At 39.4% G+C, this 17,533-nt stretch carries 13 protein-coding genes; 5 read left to right on the top strand and 8 right to left on the bottom strand.

What is annotated here, in order from left to right:
* Positions 1-33: 33 nt before the first annotated feature.
* Positions 34-1,296 carry a glucose-1-phosphate adenylyltransferase gene (glgC, locus tag GLIP_RS07570; protein WP_040522309.1) on the top strand — a complete coding sequence of 421 codons (1,263 nt, stop codon included), beginning with the start codon at positions 34-36 and terminating at the stop codon, positions 1,294-1,296.
* Positions 1,297-1,359: 63 nt separating this feature from the next.
* Here the strand turns inward: glgC and GLIP_RS07565 are convergent, their stop codons facing one another.
* Positions 1,360-2,166 (bottom strand): alpha/beta fold hydrolase, encoded by an 807-nt coding sequence (locus GLIP_RS07565; protein WP_008844014.1) that lies wholly within the window; start codon positions 2,164-2,166, stop codon positions 1,360-1,362.
* 128 nt (positions 2,167-2,294) lie between these two features.
* Here GLIP_RS07565 and GLIP_RS07560 point away from each other — a divergent pair, with 128 nt between their 5' ends.
* Positions 2,295-2,594 carry a hypothetical protein gene (locus GLIP_RS07560; RefSeq protein ID WP_008844013.1) on the top strand — a complete coding sequence of 100 codons (300 nt, stop codon included), beginning with the start codon at positions 2,295-2,297 and terminating at the stop codon, positions 2,592-2,594.
* A 100-nt stretch (positions 2,595-2,694) separates the two neighbouring features.
* Here the strand turns inward: GLIP_RS07560 and GLIP_RS07555 are convergent, their stop codons facing one another.
* Positions 2,695-4,050 (bottom strand): spinster family MFS transporter, encoded by a 1,356-nt coding sequence (locus GLIP_RS07555; protein ID WP_008844012.1) that lies wholly within the window; start codon positions 4,048-4,050, stop codon positions 2,695-2,697.
* Positions 4,051-4,308: 258 nt separating this feature from the next.
* On the opposite strand from GLIP_RS07555, the gene GLIP_RS07550 reads away from it, so the two are divergent.
* Entirely contained in the window at positions 4,309-5,118 is an 810-nt protein-coding gene (locus GLIP_RS07550) for an acyl-CoA thioesterase (protein WP_008844011.1), read from the top strand.
* A gap of 86 nt (positions 5,119-5,204) precedes the next feature.
* On the opposite strand, the gene GLIP_RS07545 is transcribed toward GLIP_RS07550, so the two are convergent.
* Positions 5,205-6,056, bottom strand: coding sequence for an HDOD domain-containing protein (locus tag GLIP_RS07545; RefSeq protein WP_008844010.1), 852 nt, complete (start codon positions 6,054-6,056; stop codon positions 5,205-5,207).
* Positions 6,057-6,165: 109 nt separating this feature from the next.
* Complete coding sequence (locus tag GLIP_RS07540; protein WP_008844009.1) at positions 6,166-7,191, bottom strand: 2-dehydropantoate 2-reductase; 1,026 nt, start codon at positions 7,189-7,191, stop codon at positions 6,166-6,168.
* A gap of 149 nt (positions 7,192-7,340) precedes the next feature.
* Here GLIP_RS07540 and GLIP_RS07535 point away from each other — a divergent pair, with 149 nt between their 5' ends.
* Positions 7,341-8,597: a glycosyltransferase gene (locus GLIP_RS07535; RefSeq protein ID WP_008844008.1), complete on the top strand. Its 1,257-nt coding sequence runs from the start codon at positions 7,341-7,343 to the stop codon at positions 8,595-8,597.
* A 14-nt stretch (positions 8,598-8,611) separates the two neighbouring features.
* Here the strand turns inward: GLIP_RS07535 and GLIP_RS07530 are convergent, their stop codons facing one another.
* The 3 genes from GLIP_RS07530 to GLIP_RS07520 form a co-directional block, all read right to left on the bottom strand.
* Positions 8,612-10,168, bottom strand: a complete 1,557-nt coding sequence (locus GLIP_RS07530; protein ID WP_008844007.1) for a bifunctional GNAT family N-acetyltransferase/carbon-nitrogen hydrolase family protein — start codon at positions 10,166-10,168, stop codon at positions 8,612-8,614.
* A gap of 52 nt (positions 10,169-10,220) precedes the next feature.
* Positions 10,221-11,894, bottom strand: a complete 1,674-nt coding sequence (locus tag GLIP_RS07525; protein WP_008844006.1) for an aminotransferase class V-fold PLP-dependent enzyme — start codon at positions 11,892-11,894, stop codon at positions 10,221-10,223.
* Between the two features lie 111 nt (positions 11,895-12,005).
* Entirely contained in the window at positions 12,006-12,389 is a 384-nt protein-coding gene (locus GLIP_RS07520; RefSeq protein WP_008844005.1) for a DUF2750 domain-containing protein, read from the bottom strand.
* 120 nt (positions 12,390-12,509) lie between these two features.
* Between GLIP_RS07520 and GLIP_RS07515 the strand changes: the two genes are divergently transcribed.
* Positions 12,510-16,787: a hypothetical protein gene (locus GLIP_RS07515; RefSeq protein ID WP_008844004.1), complete on the top strand. Its 4,278-nt coding sequence runs from the start codon at positions 12,510-12,512 to the stop codon at positions 16,785-16,787.
* Between the two features lie 124 nt (positions 16,788-16,911).
* Here GLIP_RS07515 and GLIP_RS07510 read toward each other — a convergent pair whose 3' ends face one another.
* A complete protein-coding gene (locus GLIP_RS07510) occupies positions 16,912-17,436 on the bottom strand; it encodes a M15 family metallopeptidase domain-containing protein (protein ID WP_008844003.1) in 525 nt (174 codons plus the stop codon).
* Positions 17,437-17,533: the final 97 nt, after the last annotated feature.

Raw genomic sequence — 17,533 nt, 5'->3', positions numbered from 1 at the left:
CCTAAATTATAAATTGTTTGAGGAAGTAACTATATGGATAGTCAAAACCCCCGATACATCAGTAATTTGACCCGCGACACCTATGCCTTGATTCTTGCCGGAGGGCGAGGATCGAGGTTGCACGAACTCACGACTTGGCGGGCAAAACCAGCTTTATACTTTGGGGGAAAATTCCGAATAATTGACTTTCCACTTTCCAACTGTATCAACTCAGGAATCCGCAGAGTTGGCGTTGTAACACAGTATAAGTCACACTCGTTAATTCGACATTTGGTAAGAGGTTGGGGACATTTTAAAAAGGAACTTGGAGAGTCTGTAGAAATTTTACCCGCTTCTCAGCGCTCATCTGACAATTGGTATCAAGGTACAGCTGACGCTGTATTCCAAAACATCGATATTATTCGCAACGAACTTCCAAAATATGTCATGGTTTTATCGGGTGACCATATATATCGCATGGACTACGGAACCTTACTTGCACGTCATGTTGAGTCTGGTGCGAAAATGACAGTGTGTTGTATGCCAGTACCCATTGAGGAAGCCGCTGGTCAGTTTGGTGTTATGTCAGTTGACGAAACCATGCGCATTAACGGATTTGAAGAAAAACCGGAAAACCCTACTCCTTTGCCAAACAATCCTGACATGTGTCTTGCTTCTATGGGAAATTATGTTTTTGACACTGAATTTTTGTTTGAACAACTTAAACGCGATTCAGAAAAATCCGACTCAGACCGTGATTTTGGTAAAGACATTATTCCCGATATCATAAAAGATCAGCCCGTTTATGCGTACGCATTTGATGAAGTTGATCAACGTGAAGTGTATTGGCGTGATGTGGGGACTTTGGATTCTTTCTGGACCGCAAACATGGAATTGGTACAGCCTGTACCTGCACTTAATCTGTACGATAAACGTTGGCCAATTTGGACATATCAAGAACAGCTTCCGCCAGCTAAATTTGTGTGGGAAGAAGATAACCGCCGTGGAGCAGCAATTAATTCGGTTGTTTCCGGAGGGTGTATTATTTCTGGTGCAACGGTACGTAAGAGCGTATGTTTTTCTAATGTGCGTGTGCACTCTTATTCAGTGGTAGATGAATCTGTGATTTTACCCGACGTAGAAATTATGCGTCACTGCCGGATACGCAGAGCGATAATCGATAGAGGGTGCATAATTCCAGAAGGCATGGTAATTGGCCATAGTCGTCAAGATGATGAAGCTCGCGGATTTAGAGTGACCGAAAAAGGTGTTACTTTGGTAACCAGAGAAATGCTCGGTTTACCAGTAGGCTACTAAATTCCTTTTAACGATTTTTGCTATGTAAAAAGTAGTTTGAGTGTGAAAAATATATTTTTACATTCAACTACTTTTTTGCTTTTGTGATTCCCACTGATCTATTTTATCCAAAATCAACGAAGCCACATGTTGCGGCTGCTCCAATGGAAACATATGCCCGCCCCCTTTTACTACTAGATGCTCCAAATTATTTTTGGCAATAAATGGTGCAATCAATTTTTGCTTACATACTTTGGTTTTTTCACCAGTAATAATAGTTGCTGGTATACTTTTGGGTAGTTTATAAGTTCCCATATTTAGCGGTATGGTTCTAAATATATTTGCTTCTACATTGTTGTCAAAATCTAACATCAAATCATTTGGCGTTTCTTTTACAGCTGAGGAAACATAATCTTCAATACACTCAGGATGCATATTTTTGAACAACGCTTTGTTCGCAAAATAGTTCACTAAATCGGTATCTTTAGGCCAAGTTGTGCACCTATTCGCTGCCAACTTAGCCGGTGATAATCTATCGGCCCAGGGAGTTCTACGAATCGTCTTAAATAACAAACCTGTCAAACCTGTTATTAACGGCGGGTCGAGTAAAATAACCCCTTTTACCGATTTTGGATGCCGGCAAGCCGTTAGGAATGACACTACAGCACCAAACGAGTGCCCAACCAAATAGCATGGTAAAAACTGATGACTCTGAAGGTAGTCAGAAAGCTCTGCCACTTGATTTGACCAGCCATAATCCACCGGAAAGTTGGGATTGTGAGCAAACTTTTCTAGCGCTAGCACTTGGTGTCTTTGGCGTAAGTCATCGAGAAGCACTCGATAACTTCCCGCAGGGAAACCGTTAGCATGGGCAAAATGGATATAAGCCATGTAATTTTATACCTTTTCAATTAACGTATACACATTAATACCTAAGTATTATTAGTAAGATTTATTTATATGTTTCACTAGGCCAAAATCAACCCACGTTAAAAAACAAACCCAATATTGAGGTCAATATGAAGTCACAAATAAAGCTTCTTTTGTTAGCAGGTGTTGCGTCACTAAGCGTTAGTACTGTTGCAAATGCCAATATTAGCACTTCAATAGAGTCGGTTTGTTTAACTGCATCGAATCAACAAACTCCGGCTGAACTTAAACAAGTTGCTGCAACGCAAGGTAACTCAACATTGCTGGCTCAACACTTTAACGTTATGGCTTGCAACGGAAAACTGATGCTAGAAGACACAAAATTAGAACAAGCTGATTCATTATTACCAAAATCTCAAGATAATCAGCTAGTAGGTTTACCAAATTAAGCGTTTTAACATTTAAATCGTCACCATTTTCCTTTGATACTTAGTGGTACTTTCCCATCCCTTGATGGTAATAGCCGCTCCTCCCCGGAGCGGCATTTTTTTATCCGTTTCTTTGTTCCGCCAATTGCCAATCTTTATCCACGCGTCTTGAAGTCCAGTAAAATGCCAGAATGGAAAGTATATAAGGCACCACTAACCAACTCAGCGCTAATCTAAGCGATTCCACTTCACCATATGATTCACTTAACATATTACTTAAAATCCCAACGAATGTAGGTCCACCACCTAAAGCAATAATGTTTAATACGAAGAAAAATAAAGCGGTAGACATGGCACGCACTCTAACGGGAGCTAACGTTTGGGCTAATGCAAATGAAGGCCCTAAATAAGCGCCACTGGTAAACAACAATACGGTTAGTAACACCAATGACCATATTGGACTTCCCACTTGTAATGCGATGAAAAATGCTGGGGTACCAATCAATAACATGCCTGCAGGCACAAGACCGTAAGCTTTTTTACTCTTCTTACCTAACTTATCAACTAATACGCCACCTATCCAAACTCCGGCCGCGTATGCGGTTCCGTTGCTGATCCCCATAATGATCAACAAATTGAAAAAGCTAAAGTCAGGGTGCGCTCTGACAAAAAAATCAATAATCCACGTCGATATAGCATAATTACCAAACGATCCAAACGAAATACCTAAACACATTCCCCACCAAGAAGGTATTGTTAACAACGTCTTTATTGCTTGTTTAAACGGGACTTTTTCTAAATCTGCTTTATTATTGTCTGCTCCACGAATTGGCTCTTTGACGGTTAATTTAAGCAAAATAGCTAAAGCAACACCTGGTAATCCCACACTTATCATCACCATTCGCCAATCTGCGCTGCCGCCTTTAATTAGAAAAGCAGTCGCAAAAAAGGCCAACATGACACCAAATGGAATCCCAAGAGAATAAATAGCCAATGCACTTGCGCGTTTTTCTTTCGGAAATAAATCGGAAATCATAGAGTGAGATGGAGGGCTACCGCCCGCCTCGCCTATTCCGACCCCCACTCTTGCTAATGCAAGTTGTAAATAGTTAGATGCCAAACCTGAAAGCGCGGTAAAAGCACTCCATAACGTTAACGATATCGCCACGATATTGACTCGATTATATTTGTCTGCCAACCACGCGATAGGAATCCCCACTAAGGTGTATAACAAGGCAAAATATATTCCTTTAAGCCAACCTAATTGTGCATCGTCTAACCCCAAATCGGCTTTAATCATAGGTGATAAAATGCCTATGATTTGTCGATCTATAAAATTAAACGCATAAACAAGTGTCAGGATTATCAAAACATACATACGATATTTTTGACTTACTGGGTTTTGCTGTGTTGAGAGCGGCTCTGCTGAGCTAGGCTTTATATCCTCACTCACATCCTCTGATGCAGTATTTGACATGTAAATTCCCATTGGTATTGAAATCTTCATTCATACTAATGGCCATCGCTTAAAAATAACAAGGATTCTTGTTAACCATTTGTAAATAAAATAATTATCATCATAGAGATTGATAGTTCAGCCAAAATACCGGCTGGAAAGCTAGTCAAAGTGTTCTCGGACTTGAATAGTTATAATAAATACCTGATGCATATGGAATCAGGGTGGACATCGGACCAGTAACTAGTTATAAAAGCACCTGTAAATAAGGACGCATTTATGACAATAGACGAACTATTAGAAAAAGCAGTGGCTCACAGCCAAGATGCTGAAAATCATCCAAACATGACCATACCCAAACAATGGGGTCAAGGCCGAACCGTATTCGGTGGACTATCCGCTGCAGTCGCTTACATGGCAATTAAACAAAAAATTCCTGAAGATAGAGTAATGCGCTCTTTTAATTGTAATTTTGTCGGCCCTCTAACGGTAGAAGAGCCGTTTGAGATTCAAGTAGAAATATTACGCCAAGGAAAAAATGCGACTCAAGCACTAGGCCGAATCGTGCAAAACCAAAAAACAAGCCTATCTTGTCAAGTGTGTTTTGGTGTAGGTAGAAAATCAAAAATATCGGTTGAAAACTCCGATATACACGATATGCCTCTCCCCAAAAAAGCGATGTTCTTACCGCAAATTCCCAAAATAACACCTAAATTTTTAAGGTATTATCAACTTTCATCTGTTGAGGGTGGGCTTCCATTTACGGGCAGTAAAAAAAGTAATATTAAGGGTTGGATGCGATTTAAACAGCCACCAAAACAAATAAGCGACGCGCATTTAATTAGTTTAATTGATGCATGGCCACCCACAGTATTACAAATGCTTCGTTTACCAGCACCTGCAAGCACCATGAGTTGGAATATAGAATTTATTCATCCTCATCAAGATTTCAATCCTTCCGATTGGTTTGCATTTCAAGCTACAACCAGGCAAGCAGCAGATGGGTATGCGCACACAGAAGGAAACATATGGGACCAGAGTGGAAAATTGGTTGCACTTAGTCGACAAACAGTGGGAATTTTTGACTAACGTCGATTTTATCGAATACGTAAAAACATGATTTTGGAAAACAACGGTTTTCCAAATTCGTTTCAAGCCGATGACTATAGTTGTCGTTATACAATAGCAACCGAAGATGGGCTAAACATTGCTAGTACACTTAAGCTTTGCATACCCACATGACTTAGCGCAGCGTTTAAATCATCGTTTTCTAACCCCAATGATTCGTATAATTCAACTTCTAAATTTGCCTGTCCAGAATAGATTTCAGGATTACAGTTATCTAACGCCATGATGTAGCTTAACTGAATAATTTTATCTTCTATATTTTCAGCTGGATGTTGACTGTAGTGTTGTTTACGAATGGGAACTACTATTTCATCGGGAATGCCCCACATTTTAACCAATGTAGAGCCAAGATCTGCATAAGAACAACCATCTAAATACTTTAATTGTAGATCTAAGGGCGTTTCCGTTTCATTAATTTGTGCACATTTTATGGCGATTTCGGGGTTAAATCTAACCATTACTAACTCACCCACGTTGTGCAATAAACCAGACACAAACAATCTTTCCGATTCTTTTAGTTTTTGACGCTCAGCGAAGTATTTACATAACAAACCGCAATATACTGAGCTTTCCCAAAAACGTTCTAGATCTATTACATTTGATTCAATCTCAGAAAACGCTTTACAAATACTGCATGCAACAACTAAATCATAGACTGAATTAGTTCCAATAACTTGAATGGCTTTTGTTACCGAATTAATTTTATTTGGAAATTTATACAAGGCGCTATTAGCAATTTTTAAAATTTGCATTGTTAGAGCAGGATCATAATTAATCACTTCAGCGATATCTTGCATACCAGTAGCATGATCATCGATCAGTCTTTTAATTTGGACCACGGCATCGGGCAATACGAAAATATCTTTTGCTTCACAAGCATAGTCCACTACATGCACCATCGAATCTCCGTTCAACCTCTACTCTACCAAGTGTAGTTAAATTAATATAATTTACCCAAAAGTGGGAACTAATATTGTTTAATTACCGTGAAATAATTCGTTTCGCCTATTAAATCTTCGGCATAACTAAATTATATAACTGTTTTCCTGTGATTTTTCGTTTGTTTTGTAATTTGTTATTACTTAATTGATAAATAAGTTCTATTACCTTTTGGTTTACTGGGGTGGATATTCCCAACAACTTTGCTTGTTCAACAATTGCCCCATTTAAATAATCGATTTCGGTTGGTTTTGCTTGGGAAATATCCCACCACATAGAGGTTCTTACATTTTCATCTATTGCTAGCATCCGATTGGCTACAATTTTAAATAACCAGTCTGGCAAATTCAGTATTACCGGCAAATAATGAGCAGAAATTGAGGTAACTTTAGGTAGTTCAATCGATTTCGCATCCGTGACCAACAACAGTTCACGCATCATTTGCGCAATTACTTGTCGATACTTGCGCTGTTGTAGCATTGCTTTGACTGGAATATCCGCTAAAGCGTTAATACTGTTGCCTAAATTTAATTGCAGTTTAGCCCACAATAGAGAGTCCATATCATTGCAAATTGAAGCCTCTAAAACGGGAGATTCAATATGAGAAACAAGATCTGTAACGAAATTAAAATTAGCTGGATTATCTTCAATCGCAAACGTACCTTGAGAGCCTCGATGGAAATGACCATCCGCCAATTCAACAACATTAAATGGCACCATTGCACGTAATACTTGATTATCTGGAAAAGCTTGCTTAACAAGCTGTTCAGAACCTAACCCATTTTGACAACAAACAAGGGTTGTTTTACTTCCAACAATAAGACGTAGCTGTGCCAATGCCGTCTCTACTGCTGTGCATTTAACAGTCAGCCAAATAACATCAAACGAATCCATTGCGTCAACAACCGAAGTCAGGGAAGGTATTGGTTCAACTGCAATGCGATGCTGTAAATAGTCAGTTAAAACAATGCCTTTGGATAACTTATCCGCAATATGCTCTCGACAAATCAGTGTAACTCTTTGCTTATTATATTGTAGATTCGCACCTAGGTAGCACCCTATCAGGCCAGCACCAAAGACTAAGTGGTTCAGCATGTACGTTTCCAATTAATGAGTTTTAAAGAATATTATGACTTTCACCTGCAACTTCATAGCGTTATCATCCAATGCCACATTTAGAAAGCGATAATGTCAATAATGACAGTCTTGCATAAAAAGAAACATTGAAAAACCAATAGGTCTGCATGAATACTCCTCAACAAGACACGAAAAAACGGCTTTTAGTAATAGGTTATGTGTGGCCCGAACCAAATTCGTCTGCTGCAGGCAAGCACATGCTTAGTTTACTGAAATCATTTCAAGCATTTGGCTATCAAATTTGGTTTGCAAGTCCGGCAATGAAAACCGAACATAAAATTGATTTATCGACAATGGGGATCGAAGAGGTAAGCATAGCACTTAACCACTCTTCTTTTGACCAGTTCGTCTCACAATTAGCCCCTGATGCTGTGCTTTTTGACCGCTTTATGATGGAAGAGCAATTTTCATGGCGAGTCGCACAACAATGTCCAAATGCGATTCGAATATTAGATACAGAAGACTTACATTTTTTGCGAGATGCGCGTCACAAAGCCTTTAAAAAGTCTGTTGCTGTCACTGAAGCAGACCTCAAAAGCGATATGGCGATGCGAGAAATAGCTTCGATTTATCGTTGCGACTTAACGTTGATCATCTCCGATTATGAAATGAAGTTGCTTACCGAACAATTCCAGATTCCACCAGCGTTGCTGCATTATTGTCCATTTATGTTAGACATAGAAAAGTTAACTCCCTCATCCTATGGATTTTCTCAGCGACAACATTTTGTCAGTATCGGTAATTTCCGTCACGCGCCTAATTGGGATGCAGTTTTATACCTTAAGCAAACTATTTGGCCAATTATCCGTAAAAAAATACCGACAGCTGAACTTCACATCTATGGTGCATATCCTCCTCCTAAAGCTACCGCTCTGCATAACCCTAAAACAGGATTTTACGTGGATGGTTGGGCTGACGACGCTTTGCATGTACTGGAACAAAGTAGAGTATGTTTAGCACCGTTGAGATTTGGAGCCGGCTTGAAAGGAAAATTAGCAGACGCAATGTGGACAGGCACACCATCAGTCACTACAAATATTGGAAGCCAAGGAATGCATGATTCGGTAACTTGGCCAGGCGGAATTGAAGACGATCCGCAGGTATTCGCCGAACTAGCAATTCAATTATATACAGACGCGGAAAAATGGAGTGAAGCTTCAACTTACGGCTATCAACTTTTGACTGAACGATTCAATTCAGTAGAAATTCGAAAGCGTTTAAGTGAGCGCATTGTGCATTGTCAGAACAATTTGTCCCAATTGAGATTGAATAATTTTACGGGAATGATGCTACAACACCATTCTCACAAATCTACACAGTACATGTCACAGTGGATAGAAGCGAAAAACGCTCATCCAAAGTGACATTTAAACGAGGTTTACTTAACCTGTTTGGTAATGCTCTTTTCACCTAACCATTCGATTTTGTAGAGATCACGACGCTTATCCAAAAAGTTACGCACTGAGCCGGTATTTTGCAATATTTGCAGTTTATCGAGGTCCACATCCACAATTAAGGTCATTTCTGTGTTGGGAGTGGTCTCAGCCATTACTGCATCATGCGGGAACGCAAAATCAGAGGGCGAGAAGACCGCAGTTTGACCATATTGAATATCAACATTATCAACTTTGGGTAGATTTCCGATACTACCCGCAATTGCAACATAACATTCGTTTTCAATGGCTCTTGCCTGTGCACAACGCTTAACCCTGAGGTAACCGTTTTTGGTGTCTGTCCAGAAAGGTACAAACAAAATTTGCATTTCTTCTTCACTGAGTAAACGAGCAAGCTCTGGAAACTCGACGTCATAACAAATCAACACACCAATGCGACCGAAATCGGTTTCAAATAACGTTAACCTGTCACCACCTTCCATCGCCCAATCTTTCTTTTCAGATGGCGTGGGATGCAGTTTATATTGCGATTCAATTGTGCCATCACGTTTACAGATATAGGCCACGTTGTATAACAAATCCTCTTCAATTAACGGCATTGAGCCAGCAATAATATTAATGTTGTAGCTCACCGCCATATGTGAAACGGCAGTCACAATTTCATCTGTGTAAGTGGCAAGATGTTTTATCGCTTCAATTGACGAGCTTTGATCACCCAAGCCCATCAATGGCGCGTTGAAGAACTCAGGAAACAGCGCGACGTCGCAGCGATAGTCTGACAATGCGTCAACAAAATACTCAAACTGTTGAAGTAATTCATCGACACTTTGCATTTCACGCATCTGCCATTGCACACAACCAATTCGTACCGAGTCTTTTTGATGTCCGAATAATTTGCGTTTCTTGGGTTCATAATAAATATTGAACCACTCTAACAGTGTTGCATAGCCTTGAGATTCTTTATCTTCAGGCATATAACCGCGCAGAACACGTTTCACTTCAAAGTCATTTGATAGTTGGAACGTCAATATCGGATCATAAAGGTCTCTTCGTTTAACCGCCTCTATGTACTTTTGCGGTGATAACTCGTGACTGTGGTTTTTGTAATTGGGTATTCTGCCACCTAAAATGATTGCTCGTAAATTCAAGCTCTGACAAAGCTCTTTACGGGCTTCATACAAGCGGCGTCCTAGGCGTAGATTACGATATTCAGGATCAACAAATACTTCAATACCATACAAAACATCACCGTTAGGATCATGCGTGGTCAGATAAGAATTCCCAGTTATTTCATCATAGGTATGTTCATCGCCAAACTTATCGTAATCGACAATAACTGAAAAAGCTGCAGCGACGACCTGCCCATCATCCTCTATACAAATTTGCCCATCTCTGAATATCTTTAACATCGCTAAATAGCGTTTTTTAGTGATAGAGCCACCCAAATTAGGGTAAACCTTATTCATTATGACTTTGAGCACTTCAAAATCTGACTCATTAAGATTTCGAGCGAGCAACTTGACTTCATTTTCTTGGGACATATATTTCCTATCGTTACCAGGTAAGACAGCTAATCTCAATTAGCTCATTGACTTACAAATATTGTTTTGCATGTTGTTTAATTCGCTGAATAACCGCGTTTAAACCATTACCACGTGTTTCGCTTAAATGTTTTTCTAACTGTATCTCAGTCATATAAGATTTGTAATCAAATGATGAAACAAATTCAGCAGATTGATTTTGAATAGGCTCTAAAATAACAGCTAATAGGCCACGAACAATTTTACTACTCGCATCAACTTCAAACATTAAATCTTGAGATTGATTGACATAGCACACCAGCCACACTTGTGATTCGCAACCATAAATCTCTGCATCGGCAGATTTTTTATTATCTGCCAATCTCGTCAACGATTTTCCAGCCAACATTATTTGCCGGAATACTTGATCCCAACCGTTAGCCCCTTTAATGGCGCTAGCCAATTCCCCCTTGGATTTAGCCTGTTCTGTAGCCACAGTAGAAACATCACTCTGTACTTTCAATGGCTGAACTGTGGACTGGCTTAACTGTTCAATAGCAGCTTGTAGTTGTTCAATAAAATAATCAATTTCAGATTGCGTGTTATAACAGCTAAGGGAGACGCGAATCGTGCCAGCTATACCTAACCGTTTCATTAAAGGCATAGCGCAATGATGACCAACTCGCACGGCAATTCCTTTCTCTGCCAGCATGATACCCACATCGTGACTATTCAAACCCTCCACCGTAAATGACACAGTCGCAATGCTATTTTTATTATCACCATATAAAGTAACATTTTTAATTTGTTGGATTTTTTGAAGTAGATGATCCAATAAAAATTTCTCATGATGTAATATGCTTTGACGATTATCAGTAATAAACATTAACGCGTCTTTTAGCGCTAGAATCCCTTCAATGTGCGGTGTTCCCGCCTCGAATTTCAATGGCGCTAACTGATAAGTGGCCCTATCGAACTCGACGTCTTTGACCATTTCTCCGCCGGTCAAAAATACCGGTAAATTAGCAAGCATTTTTCGTTTTCCGTACAACACTCCGGTTCCTGTCGGCGCAAACGCTTTATGCCCACTGAATACCAAGAAGTCACAATCCAACGCCTGCACATCAATTGGAATATGGGCGACGGCTTGTGCTGCATCAAGTACAGAAATCGTCTGAAATGCTTTTGCTTTTTGCAAAAAAGCCTGAACCGGTTGAATACTGCCAAATGCATTGGACACCATACCGATTGCCAAAATACAGGTTTGCTGAGTAAGCAATTTTAAGCCTTCATCAAGGTCCCAAATCCCATTTTCATCAATCGGTATCACATCAATATGCAAGTTTTTCTTTTTCGCCAGTATTTGCCATGGAACAAGATTCGCGTGATGCTCAGAGGCTGAAACCAATATCCTGCCACCGCTAGGGAAGTCTTTTTCTTCAAGAGATCGAGCGATTAAATTAATACTCTCTGTCGCTCCTTTCGTAAACACGATTTGGTCTTTATGCGACGACCCAATAAATTCACTGACCGCTGATCGCGTCGCTTCAAACTCTGCAGTTGTCTGATTTGCTAATGAAAAAGAAGAACGGTGCACATTTACGTTTTTTAATAAATAAAAATCGCGGATACTATTTAAAACAGTTAACGGCTTTTGAGTAGTGGCCGCACTATCAAAATAGACAAATTCTGCATTTTGGTGATGTTCAAAAAAAGGAAAAAAGTGACGTAGTGAAGTATCTTTCATGTGTCCGCATATAGTTTTATAGATGTGAAGAATAATAAGGATATACCGTCACAAAGCGCGATAAAGATATATCCTAAAATAATCTTGTTAAAGCAAATGAAGATGGCGGCTTTATTCCTGCAACTCGTTAAAGCACTCGGTAAGTTCACTAGCCTCTAACATTATACCTTCTTCATCTTCACTAAGAGGAAAAACGAGTATTAATGTTCCATTTTTCTCCATTCCGGGCAACCACTGCTGCATCCAATCCTCTAACGATATAGTTTTGGGTTTGCAATCCGGAAAATCGTTTTTCTCCCACGCTTTTGCAAATGATTCACTTGGCCAAATTGGCATACAAGCATCGTCTTCCGCTTGCAATAATAACCAACCATTTTCGCCGAATAACCCCCACAACTCTTTATGTTCTGTGATTTTCTCCAACGCATAATCAAATCGCGCTTCAGGTTGTAATTTGCTAATGGCAATAAATTCGTCCGTAGATAGGTCTGGCATCGCGTTTCCTTTTTACTTGACCGAAATTGGTTCCCGGTCAAAAAATGATTAAAATTTAACCTTTTTAGCTTGCAAAATAGACAATTTGATAGCTTAATTAACCCTATAGGGAAAAATATTATGCCATCGGAAACTGCCAAATCGACAACTGCCGGTCCCATTAAAAAAACGTGGGTTTACGGCATTCTAATTTTGCTAATTTTTGCAGCAATAGGTTACTACGCGCTTTTAAACCAAAAAGATCGCACAGCTAACCATGACTATTATAGAGTGCTTTACGAAGCATCCAATGAATTTCAAGAAAATTTAAACAAATTAGACAGTATGCACCGTTTTAAGGAAGGTATTTCTTCAATTCGATCATTGCTACCTAGCTATACCCGAAAAGCCTCTTCAGAACAAAACTTATTAAAAGTTGATTCATTTAAGTATTCAATCATTGGTAAAACCTTACATGTCACTGCAGACCAAGAGTCAGGTGCTGAACAGTTCGAAGCCGAATTATCATTTGAAGATATCCTCCCCAGCCCTAAAAAAGGGTTTAGCCAATATTTATTTGCTGATATCAACGGCAAGGTCATTGCCACAGTCGGTGACGAGCGCACCATATCCATAGTTGAACTACGCAGCATTAATCAGCAGATTCAACGCAAAAACAAACAATTCCAATTTAATTTCAGTGAGTCCCAATCGCAACAAAGCGATGGAAACAACGCTAGCCTGCCAAGTTATAGCAACCATGTAGACATGAAAATCTCCTATGGCGAATTTCGCGTGTTTGTCTTCCCCTTTTCTTTAGAAACACCACTCAAAAAGGCATCGGATACTACCAAGGGCAGTGACAGCTCTGCTAAATCGATCGATTTAGAAAAATTGTATCTGGTTGGATTGTTGCCACAAAGCAAGCTAGCCAACCGAGAAAATAACGATTGGAACTTATCTTTACTCGTGGTCACCCTAGTCAGTCTGTTGTTTATGTGGTGTTTGTTGCGTTTATTTTTATTACCTAAAAACCAATCAATTACCAAAACGTATCGTTTGCTAACTGTGGCTGCTAGTTACAGTTTTTTCATCGTTATTTTGGCATTTACACTGGGATACATGCAGAAATCGTTGTTGCAACTAGAAAAAGACCAAATAGCACTGGAGTACGCCCATCACCTTGATAACAAACTACGTAAAGATATCAATCAAGTATTTACCCGATTGGATCAATATAAGTCATTTTATACAGAAATTTTAGCGACCTTAGCAAAGTTCTCTAAAAAGTCTGAGATCTATAACAGTTTCAGCAATGAGGACATAAGCGACTTTAATGACTCAATGAAAAAAGCAGTGTTAAGCCTTAATAAATTACATTGCAACGACAACACGCCCAACTATTGGTTACCTGGTAGCGCTAGCACCCCTAACAAAACCTACTCGATAACTTATAATTGCCCCAAAGATGCCAAGACCGATAATGTAATCCAGCTTGAGTTTGATGATCACGCTATAAACGTGATGTTAAAAGCATTCTCTTCGAATAAAGCAGATGATGTGACCCTGGATTTTTATTCTAACAACCAAACCCTAAACTTAGATTCAGAAAAATCCTTAAATACGTCGATTGCTAGTGGATTTAAACAGCAGCAAAACCATACTATTTTGTCTGCGTTTGCTATTAATAAAGAAGGTAACTCGGTTCTACCTTCACTTAATTTTCAAGAAAGCAACGCACTGCCTGCAACCTTTAACTTATCCCATCGTAACTATTACAAAAAAGTAAGAGATCAAAAAGGTTGGGATATCGCGCGTATCACTGAGCCGAATAACACGTCAACAGCTACAGATGACAAGGCCGAACAAAGTCAGCATGCTGACTCGGCCCAATTCCATAACATTTATATTCAAAGGTTATTAAATGTCACCAATGGTACCCGTGGGACAACTATTTCGATGCCGATTTCAGCACCCGGCGATGAGCACACCTATGATTACATTTTAGCTGCTGATGTATTACTGCCTTCGATGACCCTTGGACAATCTCCACCTTATGATTTTAATTATATGGTTGTAGATCGCAGTAATGGCGACGTATTGTTTCACAATGACTCTGGGCGTTCATTGGTGGAAAATTTATATTTCTCTGGTGACCCTAGCTCTTCATTAAGTAAATGGTTAAAAGCGGGATTAGATCATTACCCGGAACTAAATAAAGGCTTGATAGAAGGCACCTACCACGGTCAAAGTGGGCGCTTTGCGTTATCTAGCACGGTAATTGATAAATGGGCTATCGTGGTTTTTTACCCCAATGACAGTCTTCAAACGTTTATGAGTAATCAATTTTTGTACGTTGCCACTACATTTGCGGCGATTATCGGTTTGATGGTGTTGGGTATATTAATGATTCGACATTTTGTTTATACCAATACGCTGAAACAAAAACTTAATTTACCGTCTAAACTGAATGTTAGGCTTGTGATGTTAGTCAGTTCAGTGCTGTTTAGTACCAGCTACTGCTTGTATATTTTAGGACATAATATTGATGGCCTGATTAGCCATGGTCACGGACTCAATTGGTCTTTATGGCTACCATTTATCGGCTTAACCATTGCAACTTTTTTTGTTTATCGGGGATGTTATAAACATTTTTGTTTTCCTTACAAACAACTAAATGAAACCACATTAGTATCAGCAAGACTTGGCTCAAAAAGACTCATCATCGCGGTGTTAATCGCCGTTAGTATCCATTTTTTGTACTTGCAAGAAACCGCAAGTACACCTGAAAAAAGTTTAGATTTCCATTATCAACAGCTTGCTTGCAACTGGTTAAATTACGAGCGGCAAGAAGTTACATCGATTGGTTTAAGTCGCTATCCTAACTCCATCACGTCTAAGCGAATCGCACCAACCGATTTACTACCGTTAGATAAAAATTGGCGTGAACGTTTAACGCGTCGAGACGGAGATTGTCAAAATCATTCAACACAAGTTCACCCAGACGACTACCCTAGCCTAAGTTCTGTTTTCGGAGCCACCTATTTATGGCAATGGATAAACATTTATATTCTAGATAAAGAACTTGCAGCGACTTATGTACCTAGCGCAGATTTCCAAGCTTATTTAACTGAAAAACACAGAAAACCAAATAGTCTAGTAGAAACAATCTTGTTTTACGCATGTATTTTCGCCGTTCTTATTTGGGCATGGTTTAAGTTTAACTCTCACTTATTGTGGAATCGCTTATATTGCCCAGAGCGATTCCTACAACATATCAGTCGCATGACGCGATCAGTACAAACACTGCATTTTGAACAACGTAGTGAAAACCTAAAAATTGAATGTGACACGATTAAACTTAATGGAATAGGGCTATCCCTACTGTTACGCAGTATGCAACACGTCAAAGAACAACGGAGCAATCAACTATTAGAAGGTTTTGACTATTTATTTGATATCAGTCCTTGTCTGCAGAAATTTAGTAGTGAAAACACATTTCTACCCAATCTCAAGTTGAATATTATTCGCTGTGATAACGCGAAAATTGCAGTTGAATTATGGGATATAGAAACCTGTTTAGAGAAAAGTGAATTTAGACAATTATTACTCGATTTGATCATGGAGTTAAAATCATTAACCCTATCCGGCCAACTAGATAGCTTTACAATATTTACAGGTTTCCACAGTTTACAACGAGTGAAAATGAAAGATCCCTTGATGCTTGATCAAAGCAGCGTTTTAGATCATGCCGAATATTTGTCTTGGGCAGAGTGTTTAATGGACTTTATTGTAGTGATACCTGAGAGTTTTAAACAAGGAATCGATTGGCAGTTACTAAAAGATGAAGTATCTGCTTTTCCAGAATTGCAATTCCTTCAACAAGAAGTTGAACAAAACACTGAACTCGATTCTTGGTCACACATTTGGAGAAAAGATGAACAACTTAATATCGAAAGCCGTTGGAGTACCATCAATTACATTTTGCTAAATGCCGAAGCACTTTATCGTTTTAAATGGGAGTCTTGTTCGCGCGCTGAAAAACTGGCGCTCTTAAACTTAGCCAAACGTCAAAAATTAAATCCCGCGAACACGCAAATGATTGAACACTTAGCCCTAAATGGGTTAATTACCGTGCGTAAAGGCAATATCGAAATCGTTAATCACAGCTTTACTCACTTTATTTTACATGCGGAAACCAGCGCTACCCTGAATCAATTAGTGAAGCATGGCGAAGAAGGTCTTTGGAAAAGTTACCGGCTTCCTTTGGGTGTCATCATTATTTTGATTATCGGCGGCATAGCCCTGACGTCAGGCGAGTCTATCTATATTATTGCGGCGTCTATGGCTGGAGTGCTAGGTACCATTGCCAGTGTGACTAATAGTGCCAATTTGTTGCGCGGACAGATGCGCGATTAAACACACGCCAACTTAGAAACAAGTTTTTAAACAAAACCAATGATTGTAGATACCTGCTTGGTTAACCAAGCAGGTGCAAAGAGTGCCTCATAGTGATTAACTGGAACAGTCTTATATTACCTCGCTATTGGGTAGACTTTTCATCTCGTTCACTTTGAGGCGAAAATGGCCTATCTTGGCTAGATGATAAATTTGGTACAGGAGGTTTAGGATATTTATTCCAATAAGTGATATGCACCTCTAAATTTTTTGCCCAACTTTCATCCCCCCCTTCAGGATAATGTCCTTTAAACAATTTTTTAACGTCAATTCTAGGGCTAATTAATTGTGATTTTTCAACGTTACTCACTTCTAACTCTGCCGCTTCTGCAAACTGAGAAAGTTGATTCCACCATTCGCTGGCGTCTGCGCGCTGATCTTGCGATGCCTCTTCGTCTATTGCGAACACACAACCGAGACCATACTGAAGCGGAGACTTCCAAGGCGGCTCAGTTGCACCTTGGTTATGCAGCTCTTCTTGACGAACAGGTGAACGATAACCTTCTAGCAGTTTAAGTGGAATATTATGTCGCTCAAGACTTGCTATCACGTTTTTCACTTTATCGCGTACAACAGGATGTAGATGATTTAAGTCTGTATCAAATGCCATTGCCATTTTCCTTTTATTTCGATTGAAATGCTGGTTTGAATATTTTTGCAATACTTCGAAAAATTTCCATGAACATCATTACTTTACACTTAACCAC

The organism is Aliiglaciecola lipolytica E3 (genome assembly GCF_000314975.1).
GTDB lineage: Bacteria > Pseudomonadota > Gammaproteobacteria > Enterobacterales > Alteromonadaceae > Aliiglaciecola > Aliiglaciecola lipolytica.
This window is presented reverse-complemented; position numbering and strand designations above follow the sequence as displayed.

Coding starts and splice junctions, on each gene's coding strand:
- glgC (WP_040522309.1), top strand. CDS start 34: ATGGATAGTCAAAACCCCCGATACATCAGTAATTTGACCCGCGACACC.
- GLIP_RS07555 (WP_008844012.1), bottom strand. CDS start 4,050: ATGTCAAATACTGCATCAGAGGATGTGAGTGAGGATATAAAGCCTAGC.
- GLIP_RS07535 (WP_008844008.1), top strand. CDS start 7,341: ATGAATACTCCTCAACAAGACACGAAAAAACGGCTTTTAGTAATAGGT.
- GLIP_RS07520 (WP_008844005.1), bottom strand. CDS start 12,389: ATGCCAGACCTATCTACGGACGAATTTATTGCCATTAGCAAATTACAA.
- GLIP_RS07560 (WP_008844013.1), top strand. CDS start 2,295: ATGAAGTCACAAATAAAGCTTCTTTTGTTAGCAGGTGTTGCGTCACTA.
- GLIP_RS07530 (WP_008844007.1), bottom strand. CDS start 10,168: ATGTCCCAAGAAAATGAAGTCAAGTTGCTCGCTCGAAATCTTAATGAG.
- GLIP_RS07565 (WP_008844014.1), bottom strand. CDS start 2,166: ATGGCTTATATCCATTTTGCCCATGCTAACGGTTTCCCTGCGGGAAGT.
- GLIP_RS07510 (WP_008844003.1), bottom strand. CDS start 17,436: ATGGCATTTGATACAGACTTAAATCATCTACATCCTGTTGTACGCGAT.
- GLIP_RS07525 (WP_008844006.1), bottom strand. CDS start 11,894: ATGAAAGATACTTCACTACGTCACTTTTTTCCTTTTTTTGAACATCAC.
- GLIP_RS07540 (WP_008844009.1), bottom strand. CDS start 7,191: ATGCTGAACCACTTAGTCTTTGGTGCTGGCCTGATAGGGTGCTACCTA.
- GLIP_RS07545 (WP_008844010.1), bottom strand. CDS start 6,056: ATGGTGCATGTAGTGGACTATGCTTGTGAAGCAAAAGATATTTTCGTA.
- GLIP_RS07550 (WP_008844011.1), top strand. CDS start 4,309: ATGACAATAGACGAACTATTAGAAAAAGCAGTGGCTCACAGCCAAGAT.
- GLIP_RS07515 (WP_008844004.1), top strand. CDS start 12,510: ATGCCATCGGAAACTGCCAAATCGACAACTGCCGGTCCCATTAAAAAA.